Here is a 16,243-nt window from a genome sequence, read left to right on the forward strand (position 1 = left end):
TTCCCTGATCCGAAGTGAGGGCCCGAGGTGGTGTCCTGACGGCATGACGACACCGACACCCGTGGTCCTCATCCACGGACTCTGGCTGCACGCAACCTCGTGGAACCCGTGGATCGAGCTGCTCTCCGCGCAGGGGTACGCGCCGATCGCCCCGGGCTGGCCCGGAGACCCCGACACCGTGGCCGAGGCCCGCGAAAACCCCGAGAGCATCGCCGACCACGGGATCGACGACGTGGTCGAGCACTACGCGCAGATCATCGGCGGCCTCGGCTCGGCCCCGATCCTCATCGGCCACTCGTTCGGCGGCATGATCGCGCAGAAACTGCTCGGGCAGGACCTGGCCCGCGCCGCCGTCGCGATCGACGCCGCCCAGATCAAGGGCGTACTGCCGCTGCCGCTGTCGGCGCTGCGGGCCACGCTGCCGGTGTTCCGGAATCCGGCGAACCGGCACCGCGCGGTGTCACTGACCGCCGAGCAGTTCCGGTTCGCGTTCGGCAACGCGATCGGCGAGGACGAGTCGGACGCGCTGTACGAGCAGTGGACCATCCCCGCGCCGGGCAAACCGCTGTTCGAGGCGGCCGCCGCGAACTTCGACCCGCACTCGCCGGCCAAGGTCGACACGGCCAACCAGTCGCGTGGACCGCTGCTGCTGATGACCGGGGGCAAGGACCACACCGTGCCCGAGGCGGTCACCCGGGCCACGCTCAAGCAGTACCGGCACTCCGAGGCCGTCACCGACCTCGTCGAGTTCCCGGACCGCGGTCACTCGCTGACGATCGACAGCGGCTGGCGCGAGGTCGCCGGCGCCGCGCTTGGCTGGCTGCGGCGGCAGGGGCTCTGATGGACATCGGACTGTCCGGCAAGAACGTGATCGTGACCGGGGCGAGCCGGGGCATCGGGCTGGCCGTCACGCGGGCACTGGCCGCCGAGGGCGCGTCGGTGACGGCCGTGTCGAAGGGCGGCTCGGCCGAACTGAAGGCCCTCGGTGTCGAGTCGTTCCTGGCCGACCTCACCGACCCGCAGGCCCCGGCGGCAGTCGTCGCGGCGGTGCCCGAAGTGGACGTGCTGGTCAACAACGTAGGCGCGGTCCGCCCCCGCACCGGCGGGTTCCTGTCGGTGTCCGACGAGGACTGGGCGGCAACCCTGGGAATCAATCTGCTGACCGCCGTACGCATGACCCGTGCTGTGCTCCCCCGCATGCTCGAGCGCGGGTCCGGCAGCATCGTGACGGTCAGTTCCGTCAACGCCGTCCTGCCGGACCCCCTCGTCATCGACTACAGCGCCGCCAAGGCCGCGCTCTCCAGCTTCTGCAAATCGCTGTCGAAGGAATACGGCCCGGCCGGCATCCGGGTGAACACGGTCAGCCCCGGCCCGGTGGCCACCGCGCTGTGGCTGGGTGAGGGCGGGGTGGCCGCGACCGTCGCCTCCGCCACCGGCGGCGACCCTCAAGCCGTGGCCGCGCAGGCCGCGGGCGACTCGGTCACCGGCCGGTTCACCCGTCCCGACGAGGTGGCCGCCCTGGTCACCTTCCTGGCCGGCAACCAGGCGGCCAACATCACCGGCAGTGACTTCCCCATCGACGGCGGGCTGGTCACCACCCTCTGAGGGGCTCAGTCGCAGCCGAGGCCCTCGCGGTAGTTGCCGGGGTTGTCGCCGGCCACTGCCTTGTCCGCGTACTCCCACAGGATTTCGGACCAGTCGCCCTCGGCAGTCATCTGCTTCAGGACCTTCCAGTTGTGGGAGCCGCGCAGGGCCTGCTCGGCCTTGTCGCGGGCAGCCGAGTCACCGGCGTCGTCGGCGCGGAAGTACTCGTCGAGCCAGGCGCAGGCGATCGGGCCGGTGACCTGGGCGCCGAACTGGTACGGGTCGTTGACGCCGAGGCCGGTCAGCTGAGCGCGGTCGAAGCCGGGCGGCAGGGGGATGTCGGCCAGCACCTTGTCGAGGGCGTCGCCGGCCCGTTCGGGGGTGACGATGCTCGCGGGCAGGGCGGCCAGCCACGTCTCGACGCCGACCTGCTTGACCTTGGCGATCACCTGGTCGAAGGCGGCTCTGGTCCAGCCGCCGCCGGTGCGCAGCTCGACGAACGTGCTGCCGGAGGGCTCGAGCATCGCGGCGAAGTCGTCTGCGGTGTACGTGAAGACGTCGGCCTTCCTCCCGGCGACCTTGGTGGGCTCGGGGACGCTCTCGCGCTTACGGTCGTCGTGGTAGCTGGTGTAGGCGGTGGCCGGGTACCAGGTCATCTGCAGGGAACGGCCGTCCTTGCGGAAGACGATCTCGCCGGAATCCTCGGCGAAGCCGTTGACGTCGGTCGCGGTCCAGCCGGGCTCACCGATCAGCAGGCGCGGATTCTTCTCGGCGGCGGCCAGGGCGAGCGCCGAGAACCTGCCGTTCCCTCCGGTCATGGCGGGCGCTGTGGTGGCGGGGGCGGCCTGGGGGCGTACGGGGTTGTCGCGGGTGACGACCGTGACCGCCAGCACGGCGGTGACCGCGGCGGCGGCGGCCAGGGCGGGCACGAGACGGCGGGCCAGGGACACGCTGGGCTTGTCGCCGATGATCTCCTCCAGGAGGGCTTGCTTCTCGGCGTCCACGTCGATCCGGCGGTACGGGTCGGCCCCGCGCACCAGCTCATCGATCCGGTCGTCGGTCATCGCCCCTCCTCCGGGGTGGTCGCGGTCAGGACGTCGAGCACATGTCCGGCACATCCGGGATCGTCACCGAGCACTTCGCGCACCCTCGCGCGGGCCCGGGACAACCGCGTACGGACGGCGGCGGCGCTGATGCCGAGCACGATCGCGGCCTCACGGGGCCTGAGCCCCTCCCAGACGGTCAGCGTCAGCACCTCTCGGTCGAGGTCGCCGAGGCTGCCGAGCGCGGCGTGCACAGCCAGCCGCTCGGGCACCTCGGCGCCCGGGTCCCTGGTCACGGCGGTGAGCCGGCGGCGCAGGCGGACGCCGAGCCGTTCGCGGCGGATCCCGGCCCGGTGGTGGTTGGCGAGCACATTGCGGGCCACGCCGTACAGCCAGAGCCGGGTCTCGTCGCCGTCGGGCAGCTCGCGACGGCGGCGCCAGGCGACCAGGAAGGTCTCGGCGACCACGTCGGCCGCGTCGGCGGGCTGTTCGACCCGCCGCGTGGCGTACGCCAGCAGCGACTCGAAGTCGCGAGCGTACGCGCGACGGAAGCGGCCCTCGTCAGCGTCCTCGGTTTCGGAGTCCTCGGTTTCGGAGTTCACCCTCGCCCCATGTCCGGCAGGGGGCCAATCGTTACAGGTGACTTCTATACGGCTGCCCGCGAGAGCTGGGGGTGCTCGACCGTGGGGGCGTGCAGAGCCGCCACGACCAGCGGAATCGGGTCCTGCGCAGGCGGTTCGGGCACGGCCGGACGCTCCTCGTCAGCGGCTTGCCGGGCGGCCGGGCGCGGCTCACGGGCCTCGATGACAGGCGGGTGCGCCGCTGCGGCCTCCGTATCCGCTCCCATGACGGTCGGCCGCGTCTCTGCAGCGGCTCGCATGACCGCGGGACGCGACTGTTCGGCGCTGGTGCGGGCCCGGAGGGCCAGTGGCGGCCGGGCCGCTGTGACGACGGGAAGCTCGACGGTCGGCTCGTTCACGGACGCCAGGGACACGGCGGGAAGGTGCCTGGTCGACTCGGCCACGGCCGGGTCCGCCACCGCCCAGGCGGGCGCGGGCACGGCGGGCGCGGGCACGGCGGGCGCGGGCACGGCGGGCGCGGGCACGGCGGGCGCGGGCACGGCGGGCGCGGGCACGGCGGGCACTGCCGAGGCGGGCACTGTTGGGGCGGGCACTGCCGAGCCGGGCACTGCTGGCGCGGGGAGGCGGCCCGCGGAGCCGGCGACCGCCGAGGCCAGCTGCACGGCGGGCACTGCCGAGCCGGGCACTGCCGGGGCGGGGAGGCGGCCCGCGGAGCCGGCGACCGCCGAGGCCAGCTGGAGGACGCTGCGGTCGCGGGTGGCCGGGTCGAGGCGGGCCACCAGGTCGGCGGCCAGCTCGCGCAGCCGGGGAACCAGCGCCGGGTCGGCGTCGTCGACGATCACCGCGTGGTCGGCCGGGTCGGCCAGCCGGGCCCGGACGCGCCGGGCGTGCCGGGGCTCCTCGGGCGGGCGGATCCACAGCCCGGACTGGATGAGCTCGACCACCGCGTCGCCGGTGTAGTGGTAGACGCGCGGCGAGATCTCCTCGCCCACCGCGTCCGGCGGGCGGTGGCTGAGCACCCGGGGCAGGGTGGCGCCCGAGCGGGGCAGGTAACCCAGCTCCCGGGTGTGGGCGACCCAGCCGTGGCGGCCGTCGAACGGCACGGTGACCAGGCGGGGTTCGGCCGGACGCCCGGTCGGGAGGCCGCCGAAGCAGATCACCGGCGCGTCCAGCAGGTCGGCGAGCGCCTGCCCGAGCGGGGCGCCGGCCAGCCGTACGGGTCCGTAGTGGACGAAACGGGCCTGGTGGCGGCCGCCCTCGGGCAGGCCCTGCCAGAACCGGGCCACGTCGTCCAGCGGCAGCTCGGGCGTGCCGGGACAGCCCAGCACGACGGTCAGCGTCTCGGGCTGGCACGGCACGGCGGTGGACAGCCACTGCCAGTGCGCGGCCACGGCGGCCTCGTCGCGCGTGTCGTGGATCCAGACGCCACCGGGCAGGGGCTCGGCCGCGGCGTGGGCGCCGGTCGGCAGGTAAGCGGCCGCGGAGGCGTCCCAGGACGGGCGTGGATAACGCTTCCCGGCCCAGCCGGGGCCGTGGCCGGGCTGGTGGCGCACCCAGCCGCTGTCCTGGGCGGCGTGCACGAACAGGGTGCCGGCGCTGCCCCGTACGACGTGCCCGTGCGGCGCGGTGACCGGGCGGCCGAGCCGGTCCGAGAGCCACTGGCCGGCCAGCGCGACCGTGTCGGGCGGGGCGCCGCAGACGACCAGCCGGATCCCGCGGCGGCGGCGCGGCAGCTGCCGGCCCACCGCCTCCCACAGGCCCATCGGCAGCTCGTCGTGCAGGTCGAGCACGACGATGTCGTTGTCCTGGTCGGCCGGCATGCCCATGGCGATCGACAACGCCTCGGCGCCGATCTTTTCGCGGGCGTGCAGCACGAGCGTGTTGCCGACGGTGTGGCGGCCGATCGGGGTCACCGGCGCGGGGCGGGGCATCCGGCTCAGATCATCCCGGCCCGCAGCGCGTACGCGACCGCGTGTGACCGGTTGCGCAGCTTGAGCCGGTGGGTGAGGTTGTGGATGACGTTCTTGACCGTACGCTCCGAGTAGCAGAGCTCCCCCGCGATCTCCTGGGTGTCCTTGCCGTCGGCCATCAGCCGCAGCACGTCCACCTCGCGCGGGGTCAGGCCGGAGGCGTTGAGCCCGTTCGGCGCGAGCACCTCGCGCTGCAGCCGCTCGATGTGCTTGAGCAGCTCACCGACCATGTTGGGCGGGAGCACTCCCCCGCCGGCGGCCGCGGTCGTCACGCTGTGCACGAGCCGCTCGGCGCTGACCGCGCCGCGGGGCAGGATCGCCACCACCCGGTTCTCGATGGCGACGAGCAGCTCGCTCTCGGTGATCGCGTTGACCACCAGCACCACCGGAAGGCCGGTCTCCAGGGCGGTGCGACGCAGCACCGTCACCACCTCGGCACTCACCTGCTCGTAGGCGAACACGAGGACGTGCGCGTCGTTGCGCTCGGCCGGACGCAACAGGGATATCTCCGGCGCGGACTGCAGCAGGGCGGTCAGTCCTGCCTGGCTCAGCGGGTCCGAAGCCTGCAGGACCACCCGAACTCGTTCCACCGAAACCTCCGTCTGCGTTGAGTGACGCCGGCCAGTCAACGGAGGCAACCTTCAGAAAATCTCCAAGCGCCGGGCTCGGCCGCCGATTCGGAAATCAATGGTGTCAATGCGTAACCGGAGGATATTCGCTCGGTCACTGTGGGCGGCGCCGGGCCTGGCGCAGGGCCTCGATGTATTTGGGAAGCTCCACCGCGGCCGATTCCAGGCGGCCCGGCGCCAGCTGATCAGCGAAGACGGCGTCGACCGTGTCGTCGGAGAGCTCGGCCCGCACCCCCGGCGGCGCCTGCTGCCGCCCGCGGAGCAGACGCAGGCGGGCCTGCACCTCGGCCAGGGTTCGCTCCAGGCCCGCGATCACCGCGTCGGCCTGGCCCGCGTCCAGCCTGAGCCGCCCCTCGGCGGCGAGCACGCGAAACAGCTCGCCCGCGAAAGGGCTGGTGGTGAGGTCGGGTCCGGCCGGCACGCGTCGAGTCCATCAGCCGCGCGCCCGACGGGGAAGCGCTTTCGCAGTTCGGTGCCCGGATAACCCCCGCCGGACGCCCGTGCGAACATCCCGGCGCGCCTCTTGGAGAAGCTTGACAAAGGGAAGTAGGAATAAGGGCGCGGAACCGGGAAATTGACGGCATTCAGTGAGCTCAGTCACTGTTGTCGTCAGTGGAGCGGCGCCGCGAGCATTACGGGGGAACAACGAAACCGGCCGGAACAAACGCTTTTCACCAGCCGGAAAAGCGGGAGCGATCCCCTGGCGACAAGGTAAACAAAAGATGTCGGCGAAGTGCGAGGGTTTGGACCTTCGTCTTCTCGGACCGGTGCGCGCGTCGGTCGGCGGGGCGGAGGTCGCTTTCGGTTCGGCGCGCCGTACGGCGGTGCTCTGTGTGCTGGCCCTGCGGGCCGGTCGGGCCGTCTCCCGCGAGCAGCTCGTCGCCGCGGTCTGGGGCGAGGAGGCCCCGGCCAGCGCGACCGCCAACGTCTACACGTACGTCTCGTCGCTGCGCCAGGCGCTCGAACCGGCACGCGACCGCTGGGCGGCCGGGCAGCTGCTCACCTCGGGCGGTGGCATCTATCAGCTGCACGTCCCGCCGGAAGCGGTCGACGTGCTGCGTTTCGAGGCGTTGCGCGAGGCGGCCCGCGAGCAGCGCGCGGCCGGCGACCCGGCAGCCGAGCTGGCCGCGGTGGAGGCGGCGCTGGCGCTCTGGGGTGACGGCGAACCGATGGCGGGGGTGCCCGGCCCGTTCGCCGCGGCGCAGCGACTGCGGCTCACCGAACTGCGGCTGGCCACCGCCGACCGCCACGCGGTGCTGCTGGCCGGCCACACCACAGCCTCGCCGCTCACCGCCCACATCCAGCCCAGCCTCACAACCCCAGCACCCACCGCCCACACCCAGCCCAGCCTCACAACCCCAGCACCCACCGCCCACACCCAGCCCAGCCTCACAACCCCAGCACCCACCGCCCACACCCAGCCCAGCCTCACAACCCCAGCACCCACCGCCCACACCCAGCCCAGCCTCACAACCTCAGCACCCACCGGGCCCATCCAGCCCGGCGGCACGGCCGAGCCGCCCACCACCGCCGCCCGAACCGGACGCCGAACAGCACCCACCGCAGCCACCCAATTCCGCCCCACAGCCACCGCCCAGACCAACCGCACGGCCGCAGCGCCCAACAGCCACGCCCACCCCGGCCCCACAACCCCGCCGCCGACCGCCCGCACCCCGTCCGGACTCGGCCCCACAAGCTCGCTGCTCGCAGCCCGCACCCCGCCCGGACCCGGCCCCACAAGCTCGCTGCTCGCCGCCCGCTACGTGTCCGGGCCTGGCCCGGCCTCCGCGCTGCCGGCCGGCACCGCCCTGCCCGGCGGTCCGGCACTGCCCCATGCGCGCCGCTCTCCGGTGCCGCGGCAGCGACTGTTCCTCATCGGACGGACCGAGCAGGTGCGGCGCTTGCGTCACGCCGCCGCTGAGGCCCGCGCCGGGCGGGGCGTCAGCGTCCGGGTCGAAGGTGGCCCCGGGTCGGGCAAGACCGTGCTGGTGGCGGCCGCGCTGGACGGGTTCGAGCGGATCGGCTGGGCCACCGGCGACGAACTGGCCCAGCGCACGCCGCTCGGGGTGCTGATCGAGAGCGCGACCGGCGTCGACGACGCCCTCGCGGCACGCCTGCAGGAGCTGGCCGAAAACACGGACGCGGCACCCCCGCAGAAGCTGGCCGAGAACACGGAAGCCGCACCCCTGCAGGATGTGACCGACAGCATCGATGCGGCAGGCCTGCGCGAACCGCCCACCGACGACGATGCATGCGGCATCGTGGAGCGGGCCGCCGCCCTCGTGCGTGAGGCCGCAGCCGAGGCGCCGCTGATTCTGGTCGCCGACGACCTGCACTGGGCCGACCCCCTCACCGTACGGGTGTGGTCCGCCCTGACCGCCGGGATCGCACAGCATCCGCTGCTGCTGGTGGCGACCACCCGCCAGGCGACCGGTCCGCAGGGCGAGGTCGTCACCCTGCCCCCGCTCGACCCCGCCGCCGCGACCGCGCTGATCCGGGCCACCGCGCCGGAACCGCCCGAGCCCCGGCGGCTGGCCCGCATCCTCGACGACGCCGGCGGCAACCCGCACTATCTGCGGCACCTGGCCGAGGACCCGACCGGCGCGAGCCCGGCGGCCGCGGTCGGGGCGCACCTGGCGTCGCTGCCCGAGACCACCCGCGCCACCCTGCGCGGAGTCGCGTTCCTCGGCGCGTACGAGCTGACCCGTCCCGGCCCGCATCCGGTCGCCGCCCGGGTGTCCGAGCTGGCCGTCGTCACCGAGCGTGACCCGGACGAGGTCGCCGCCGCGCTCGCCCCGGCCCGTGACGCCGGCCTGCTGCGCCTCGACGGCGACCGGGCCGAGTTCCGGCACCGGGTGGTCGCCCGCACCCTGCACGAGGGCACGCCCGGCGCGCTGCGGGTCGCCCTGCACCGCTCGTTCGCCGACCGGATCGCGGCCGCCGCCGGGCCGCCCGAGCTGGTCGTCGCGCAACTGCTCGCGGGGGAGGTCCCGCTCGACGACAACATCGCCGCCTGGTTGTCCGCCGAGGTCGAGCCGCTGGCCAGGCGCGCGCCGCAGATCGCGGTGACCATGCTGCAGCGGGTCCGCGCCCATCACACCCTGGCTCCCGTCCGCCGTCTGACGCTGACGGCGTGGCTGGCCCGGCTGCTGCTGCGCGGCCGGCGCAACGCGGCGGCCGAGGCGGGCTGGGTGGCCGCCCGCACCCCCGACCACGACCTGGCGGGTGAGATGCGCTGGATCGCGGCCCGGTCGCACGAGCAACGGGGCCAGTTCGAGACCGCGGCCGAGATCGCCCGGACGGCTCTGCGCGAACCGTGGATCACTCCACTGTGGGCGGAGGCGCTGCGCACCCTGCTGGCCCGGGTCGACACCCGTCTGACCCGGTCGCGTCCGGCGCTGACCGGCGACCGCTCGTGAAAGGGCGGGAAGCAATTGACCGTACGGGATCACGAGCCGGCGCGAGCACGAATCGGGGGACGCTCATGAACGGCGAGGAGCGTTTGACCGTACGGGTTCTGGGGCCGGTGCGGGCGCGGATCGGTGAGCACGAGCCGGTGCTGGGCGCGGCGCGGCAGCGGGCCCTGTTCGCGCTGCTGGCGACCGCGGCCGGCCGGTACGTGAGCCGTGACGAGCTGATCGCCGGCATCTGGGGCGGGTCACCGCCGGCCACCGCCGCGGGCAGTGTCTACACCTACATCTCCGGGCTGCGCCGGGTGCTCGGCGCCGGCCACCTGTTGTCCGGGCCCGCCGGGTACGCGCTGCGGGTGGCGGCCGACGACGTGGACAGCGAACGGTTCGCGGCGCTGTGCGAGCAGGCCGCCGGGCGGTCCGGCAAGGAGGCCGTGGCGCTGCTGGACGAGGCGCTGCGCCTGTGGCACGGCGACGACGCGTACGCGGGTCTGTCGGGCCCCCGTTTCGAGCTGGCCCGCGCCCGGCTGGCCGAGCAGCGGCTCGCCGCCGTCGAGCAGCGGGCGCGGCTGCTCACCGAGCTCGGCGACGACGGTGTGGTGGCCGAACTGGCCGGGCTGGTCCGCGACCACCCGTTGCACGAGCCGCTGCACGAGCTGCTCATGATCGCCCTGGACCGGGCCGGGCGGCGCGCCGAGGCGCTGGAGGTCTACCGTTCGGCGCGGCACACGCTGCGGACCGAGCTGGGGGTCGAGCCGAGCGCCCGGTTCACCGAGGGTTACGAGCGGTTGCGCGCGCCCGCCGCGGCCGCCCGGCAGGAGCATCCGGTGCCGTCGCTGCTGCCGCCGCAGGTTGCCCGGGCACTGGCCGACGGCCGGTCGCGGGCGCCGCTGGCCGGCCGGGAGAGCGAGGTGAGCCGGCTGCGGGAGCTGGTGCGGGACCTGGCCGGCGGGCAGGGCGCGGCGGTGTGGGTCGAGGGCGAGCCCGGCATCGGCAAGTCGGAGCTGCTGACGGCGGCGTTCGCGGACGCCGGCGCGGCCGGTTGCCAGGTCGCCTGGGGCATCGCGGTCGAGCTCGACCAGCACGTCCCGCTGCAGGTGCTGATCCGCGCGCTGGGCCTGGAGGTGTCCTCGCCCGACAACCGGGTTGCGGCGGTGGCGGCCACGCTGCACACCGACGGCGAGGACGCGGCGGCCGACCGGTTGCTGTCCTACGTACGGGCGGCCTGCGCGATCGCCCCGCTGCTGCTGGTTGTGGACGACCTGCAGTGGGCCGGCCCGTCGGCGCTGCGGCTCTGGGACCGGCTCGTCGCGCTGACCCGGCGTCTGCCGCTGCTGCTGGTGGCCGCGGCCCGCGCCGAGCCGGACGGTGGCGAGCTGTCCCAGTTGCGCCGCCGGGTGCAGGCCCGGCACGGGCATCTGCTGCGGCTGGACGCGCTGCCCGACGAGGCCCTGGAGCAGCTGGTGGCGCGGCAGGTCGGCGCGGCGCTGGGCCCGAACCTGGCCGCGGTCGTGCCGAGCTCGGGCGGGAACCCGCTCTGCGCCCGTGAGATGACCGCCGCGCTGCAGCGGCGGGGCGTGGTCGAGGTGCACGGCGGCACGGCCGAGATTCCCGAATCGGTCGAGGTGAGGGCGCCCGACTCGCTGCTCGCGATGATGTACGCCACCGTCGGCCGGCTCTCCCCCGCGGCCCGCGAGGTGCTGCGCATGGCCGCGCTGCTGGGCGCCCAGTTCGCCGTCGAGGACCTGGTCGCGGTGACCGGGAGACCCCCGTACGAGCTGGTGGGTGACCTCGAGGAGGCGTTGAGCGCGAACATCGTGGTGGACGCGGGGCCGGCGCTGGCGTTCCGGCACCCGTTCCTGCGGCAGGCCCTGCACGACGGCATCCCCGAGGGCGAACGAGCCGGTCTGCATCGGCACACCGCCGAGGTGCTGGCCCGTCGCGGTGTCAGCGCGGTCACCCGGGTGGCCGAGCAGCTGGCCGCGGAGCCGCCGGTGATCGACGAGTGGGTGGTGTCGTGGCTGGCCGAGCATCACGCCGAGCTGGTGCGGCGGGCGCCGCGGATCGCCGGTGACCTGCTGCGCGGCGCCCTGGCCGGCGAACGGACCGGTCCCCGGCACCGCGAGCTGCTGCTGGTCGCCCTGGTGAAACTCGATTTCCGGTACGAGCGGTGGCCGATCGACGAGGCCCGGGAGGCGGCCGCGCTCGCCACCGACCCGGCCGACCGCGCCGAGATGCGCCAGTTGCTGGCCGCGATGCTGTTCCGGCGCGGCGAGACGAGCACGGCGATCGGCGTGCTCGAGGACGCCATGACGGACACCCGTACGCCGGGCATCTGGCACACGCGGCACCGGGTGCTGCTGGCCAACTTCCACCGCGGTCCGCTCGACGACCTGGACCGGGCCGACCGGACCGCCGCCGGCATCCACGAGCGGTCACTGCGCTCCGGGCAGCTCTACGAGGCCGCGTACGCGCTGCAGACGTCCTGGCTGACCAACTCGATCCGCCGCGATCACGAGCGGGCGCTGGCCTACACCGACCGCGCGCTGGCCCTGATGGAGGACCACCCGGACCTGCCCGGCATGTATCTCGACCTGCTCGACAACCGCATGTTCACGCTGCAGAACCTGGACCGGCTGGACGAGGCCGAGCAGACGCTGCGGTCGGCCGCGCTCTACGCCATCCGGCACCGGCTGCCGTCGGGGCTGCCGGTCGCCTCGGCGGTGCAGTTCTATTGGCGGGGCCGCTGGGACGACGCGACGGCCGAGGTGGACGCGGTCACCGAGGACGCGCCCGGGATCACCTTCCTGGGCATGCGCGAGCCGGGTGCGGTCAGCATGCTGCTGCACGGGGTCGGCGCGCTGATCGCCGCCCGGCGCGACGACCCGGTGCTGGCCCGCGCTCATCTGGAACTGGCCGAGACGCTGCCGGCCAGCGGCGCCGAACGCGAGAGCTGCGACTTCCTTCTGGTGGCGCGGTCGCTGGTGGCCGAGCAGGAGGGCCGGGCCGACGACGCGCTCGAGATCCTCGGCCCGCTGCTGGTGCCCGAGTACGCGCCGATGATGCTGCGGCACCAGTGGCTGCCCGCCGCGACCCGGCTGGCCCTGGAGGCGGGACGCCGTGACATCGCCGAGCGGGCCGGGCAGATCTGTGCCGGCGAGGCCGACCGCGAGGTCCATCCGGCCCGCGCCTTCACGGCCGCGGCGCTGTGCCGGGCCTTGCTCACCGGGGATCCGGCGCCGGCGCTGGCCGCGGTGGCCCGGTACCGCGCGGCGGGGCGGGTGGCCGAGCTGGCGTCGGCGCTGGAGGACGCCGCGGTGCTGCTGGCCGCGGCCCGCCGTCCGCACGAGGCAGCGGTCGCCGGCGGCGAGGCGGTGGCGATCTTCGAGGGGCTGGGCGCGGGCTGGGACCTGCGCCGGCTGCGGCGACGGCTTTCCGAGTACGGCGTCGACCCGGTCAGTGCAGGGTGATCTCGACCGGCCCCATCTTCTGCTCGGCCAGGCGACCGGCGTTGGCGGCGGCCGCCCGTACGGCCTGGGCAATGGCCTCCTGCAGCGCCTCGGCGTCCCGCTGCTCGTAGACCGCCGGATCCACCCGTACGGCCTGCAGCTTGCCCAGGCCGGTGGCGAGCACGGTGACCGTGCCGTCGGCGGAACGGCCCGTCACCACCGAACGCTCGAGGTCGCCCTGGGCGTCGCGCATCTGCTGCTCGAACGCCTGAGCACGCTCGAAGAACTCCTCCATGCCGGGCACGGCCACCTCCTAGAGAACCGCGGCCAGGCCCACGCTGTGCCGCTGGACGGTCAGGTCGGCGAGCGCGAGGGTTCGCGACGCCGCGGTGCGGGTGAGTCCCCAGGACAGCAGGTGCGCGGCCCGGACCGTACGCTCGGGCAGCCCCGCAGCCATCTCGGCCAGCGCGGCCCGCACGTCGTCGGGCACCTCGTGACCCCGGCGCACCAGATGCCGTACGACGATCTCGGCCAGCTCGGCGGTGCTGTAGGCGGGCATCGTCCAGCGCCGCCCGAACACCTCGTCGAGTCCCGGCACGGCACCGAGTTCGCGGGCCGCGTCCGGCTCGGCGAGCAGCACGACCACCGGGTCGCCGGGGGCCCGCCGCATGGCGCCGACCAGCTCGGCCACGATGTCCGGGCCGCTGCCCGTGCCGTCGTCGCCCGCGTAGTCCACCAGCAGAACCCCGCCCTCGGCGTCGGCCATCGCGGCGTCGACCAGGCTGCGGGTCTGGCCGGGCCACTGCGGCGCCAGTTCCCGGCCGGTGCCGACCCGGATGAGCTGGCCCACCGGCAGCAGGTCGAGCTCGGACAGACCGGCCGCGTACAGCCGGGCGAACTCGCTGCGGCCGCTGCCGGCCGGCCCGGTCAACAGGACGTTCGCCTGTTTCCCGTACGCCCGTCGGCGGTTGCGCAGCTCGCACACCTGCAGCAGCGCCTCGCCCACGGCATCGCGTACGGGGGTCGCGCCGACCAGCGAGCACACCCGGCGCCAGCTGCGGGTGGCGTTGACGGCGCCGGCCGGGTTGCCGGCCACGTCGGGCTGGCCGGACTGCTCGACCGGCAGGTTCTCCAGCAGCTCCAGCTCGGGGGCCAGGTCGAGCGCGGTGAGCCGGTTCAGCTCGTTGTCCTTGGCCGGGGGCGCCAGGGCCAGCCGCGACGCCTGGTTGTTGATCATGGCTTCGAACAGCTTGCGGGCCACACGGCCGTTGCCGAACGTCGAGTTCTTGGGGATGCGGGTGAAGTAGTCGCGCAGCGCGTCGACGGCGTCGTCGGTCAGCTCGTAGTAGTGCTTGCCGCACAGGTTCGAGGTGATCGTGACCAGCTCGTCGACGGAGTAGTTGGGGAACTCGACCGTACGGGTGAAGCGGGACGCCATGCCCGGGTTCGACTCGAGGAATCGCTCCATCAGCTCCGAGTACCCGGCCACGATCACGACCAGCTCGTCGCGGTGGTCCTCCATCATCTTCATCAGCGCGTCGATGGCCTCCTGCCCGAAGTCCGGACCGGCGCCCCCGGTGCCCGACGACAGCGTGTACGCCTCGTCGATGAACAGCACGCCGCCGAGCGCCTTCGTGACCAGCTCGGTCGTCTTGATCGCGGTCGAGCCGATGTACTGCCCGACCAGGTCGGCCCGCGCCGCCTCGACCATGTGCCCCTTGCTCAGGATGCCCAGCTCGGCCAGCACCGAGCCGTAGAGCCGGGCCACCGTCGTCTTGCCCGTGCCGGGCGGTCCCGCGAAGACCAGATGCCGGCTCATCGGGGGCATCGGCAGGCCCATCTGCTGCCGTACCTGGGCCATCTTGATCAGGTTGATCAGCGCGGTGACCTCCTGCTTGACCCCCTTGAGGCCGATCAGGGAGTTCAGTTCGCGCAGCGGGCCGTCCAGTTCGCCCGCGGGCTCCTCCTCGCCGGCCGGATCCGCCGCGGGCGCCTCGGGGTGCGCCGGGGTCCGGCTGGTGCTCAGCACCTCGCCGGTCACGTCGGCGCCGGCCGCCTCACGTACCTGGGGGCCGCCGCTCTCCTGCACCACGCACCTGGTCAGCGTGACCGGTTCGGTCGTCTCGACGTCGAACCCGGAGCCACCGCTGCCCAGCACCTCGCAGTCGGTGAACTCGCCCCGGCTGCCCGCGCCCAGCGCGACACCGTGCCGGCCGGCCCGGCGGATCCGGGTCTCGGTGGCCAGCACCACCGCGCCCGCACCCGCCTCGACGCCGTCGCCCGGCGCCTCGGTGATCTCGGTGTCCCGCAGCCTCAACTCGCCGCCGGTGACCCGCAGGCCGGCCGCGCGGACCAGCGCCGACCGCAGCTCCAGCGTGCTCCCGCCGGCGGTGACCGCGCCGCCGAACCGCGCCTCCCGCACCGTGCCGCGGGCGCCCTCGGTCAGTTCCAGCGCCGGGGAATGCTCGATGTCGATGTCGGTCGCGTCCAGGGTGGCCCCGCCCTTGACCGACAGACCGGCGCCGGACGCCCGCAGCCGCCGCACCACCACCGCGGACGAGCCGCCGACCACAACCGGGGCGCTCAGCGTGGCGCCCTCGAACCGGGGCGCGGACTCGTCCTCCACGCTGATGCCGGTCGGAGCGCCGCCGAACGTGCAGTCGGTGAAACCCGGCTTGGCCTTGCCGGTGACGTGTACGGCGGTGTGCCCGGCGCCCTCGAAGTCGCAGCGCTCGAACCGCGGCGCGGCCCGGTCGGCGACGTGGGCCGACTGGAGCGCGGCCCCCGTGAAGGTCGAGTCGCTGATCAGCACGTCGATGTCGCCACGCAGGAACAGGTCGACGTTGCCGCTGCCGGTCACGGTGAGCCGCTGCAGGCGGGCCCAGCCGCGCTGCTCGACCACGACGGCGGGTTTGGCGGCGTCGCTGATCCGGCACTGCTCGGCGGTGAGCCGGCCGTCGCCGTTGACGCAGACGCTGTTCGCCTTCGTGCCCTCGATCGTGCAGCGGCGCAGGGTCAGCACACCCTTCTCGGTGACCACCACCCCTGACGTGCCGACCTCGGTGACCGTGGTGTCCTCGATCGTGCTGGGGGCGGCCGAGGTGACCACGACCCCCGCGCCGGCCGGACTGCGCACCACACAGTCACGCAGCGCGAGCGAGCCGTCGAGCCGGGCCAGCAACGTGGTCCAGGACGCCCCGGTGACCACACAGTGGTCGAGCGCGACCTCCCCGGCGTACACGTCGACCGCCGCCAGCTTGGGGTCGGCGCTGGCCAGCGTGACCCCGCGCAGGTGGGCGCCCTCACCGTGCACGACCAGGACGCTGCCCTCCTCGACCAGCACCTCAACCGGCCCGTCGCCGGCGGCGCTGATCGTGACCCGGTTCCCGATCACCAGCCTCTCGGCATACCGGCCACTGTGCACAGTGACGGTGGCGCCCGCCTCGGCCCTGGCCAGGGCGGCGCCGATCGTCGAGAAGGCCCCCGGTTCCCCGCCACCGACCACCAGATGCCGGGTCACGACGCGCTCACCCCCACCCGCGCAGCGCCCGGATTCCTGCCACCGAACACCCGGTTC

General features: G+C 74.1%; 11 protein-coding genes. 4 read left to right on the top strand and 7 right to left on the bottom strand.

Features of this window, described 5'->3' with window-relative positions; translation table 11 throughout:
• Positions 1-43: 43 nt before the first annotated feature.
• On the top strand, positions 44-841 hold the full coding sequence (locus C8E87_RS42485) for an alpha/beta hydrolase (RefSeq protein WP_133878959.1): 798 nt from the start codon (positions 44-46) through the stop codon (positions 839-841).
• Positions 841-1,605 carry an SDR family NAD(P)-dependent oxidoreductase gene (locus C8E87_RS42490; protein ID WP_133878960.1) on the top strand — a complete coding sequence of 255 codons (765 nt, stop codon included), beginning with the start codon at positions 841-843 and terminating at the stop codon, positions 1,603-1,605. The genes C8E87_RS42485 and C8E87_RS42490 overlap by 1 nt, the downstream gene beginning before the upstream one ends.
• Before the next feature lie 5 nt (positions 1,606-1,610).
• On the opposite strand, the gene C8E87_RS42495 is transcribed toward C8E87_RS42490, so the two are convergent.
• The 5 genes from C8E87_RS42495 to C8E87_RS42515 form a co-directional block, all read right to left on the bottom strand.
• Positions 1,611-2,648: a hypothetical protein gene (locus tag C8E87_RS42495; RefSeq protein ID WP_133878961.1), complete on the bottom strand. Its 1,038-nt coding sequence runs from the start codon at positions 2,646-2,648 to the stop codon at positions 1,611-1,613.
• Positions 2,645-3,229: an RNA polymerase sigma factor gene (locus C8E87_RS42500; RefSeq protein ID WP_133878962.1), complete on the bottom strand. Its 585-nt coding sequence runs from the start codon at positions 3,227-3,229 to the stop codon at positions 2,645-2,647. Before C8E87_RS42500 ends, C8E87_RS42495 begins: the two co-directional genes overlap by 4 nt.
• Before the next feature lie 44 nt (positions 3,230-3,273).
• Complete coding sequence (locus C8E87_RS42505) at positions 3,274-5,139, bottom strand: hypothetical protein (protein ID WP_133878963.1); 1,866 nt, start codon at positions 5,137-5,139, stop codon at positions 3,274-3,276.
• Between the two features lie 5 nt (positions 5,140-5,144).
• Complete coding sequence (locus tag C8E87_RS42510) at positions 5,145-5,678, bottom strand: helix-turn-helix transcriptional regulator (RefSeq protein WP_438866687.1); 534 nt, start codon at positions 5,676-5,678, stop codon at positions 5,145-5,147.
• A gap of 223 nt (positions 5,679-5,901) precedes the next feature.
• Positions 5,902-6,228 carry a hypothetical protein gene (locus C8E87_RS42515; RefSeq protein WP_133878965.1) on the bottom strand — a complete coding sequence of 109 codons (327 nt, stop codon included), beginning with the start codon at positions 6,226-6,228 and terminating at the stop codon, positions 5,902-5,904.
• Between the two features lie 346 nt (positions 6,229-6,574).
• Here C8E87_RS42515 and C8E87_RS42520 point away from each other — a divergent pair, with 346 nt between their 5' ends.
• Both C8E87_RS42520 and C8E87_RS42525 read left to right on the top strand, forming a co-directional pair.
• Positions 6,575-9,226, top strand: a complete 2,652-nt coding sequence (locus C8E87_RS42520) for an ATP-binding protein (protein WP_243755202.1) — start codon at positions 6,575-6,577, stop codon at positions 9,224-9,226.
• 65 nt (positions 9,227-9,291) lie between these two features.
• Entirely contained in the window at positions 9,292-12,687 is a 3,396-nt protein-coding gene (locus tag C8E87_RS42525; RefSeq protein WP_133878967.1) for an ATP-binding protein, read from the top strand.
• Here C8E87_RS42525 and C8E87_RS42530 read toward each other — a convergent pair.
• Together C8E87_RS42530 and C8E87_RS42535 are read right to left on the bottom strand one after the other, a co-directional pair.
• Complete coding sequence (locus C8E87_RS42530; RefSeq protein ID WP_133879294.1) at positions 12,674-12,961, bottom strand: YbaB/EbfC family nucleoid-associated protein; 288 nt, start codon at positions 12,959-12,961, stop codon at positions 12,674-12,676. The genes C8E87_RS42525 and C8E87_RS42530 overlap by 14 nt on opposite strands.
• Positions 12,962-12,979: 18 nt before the next feature.
• A complete protein-coding gene (locus C8E87_RS42535) occupies positions 12,980-16,186 on the bottom strand; it encodes a right-handed parallel beta-helix repeat-containing protein (protein ID WP_239080200.1) in 3,207 nt (1,068 codons plus the stop codon).
• Between the last annotated feature and the right edge of the window lie 57 nt (positions 16,187-16,243).

The organism is Paractinoplanes brasiliensis (assembly GCF_004362215.1).
GTDB classification, from domain to species: Bacteria; Actinomycetota; Actinomycetes; order Mycobacteriales; family Micromonosporaceae; genus Actinoplanes; species Actinoplanes brasiliensis.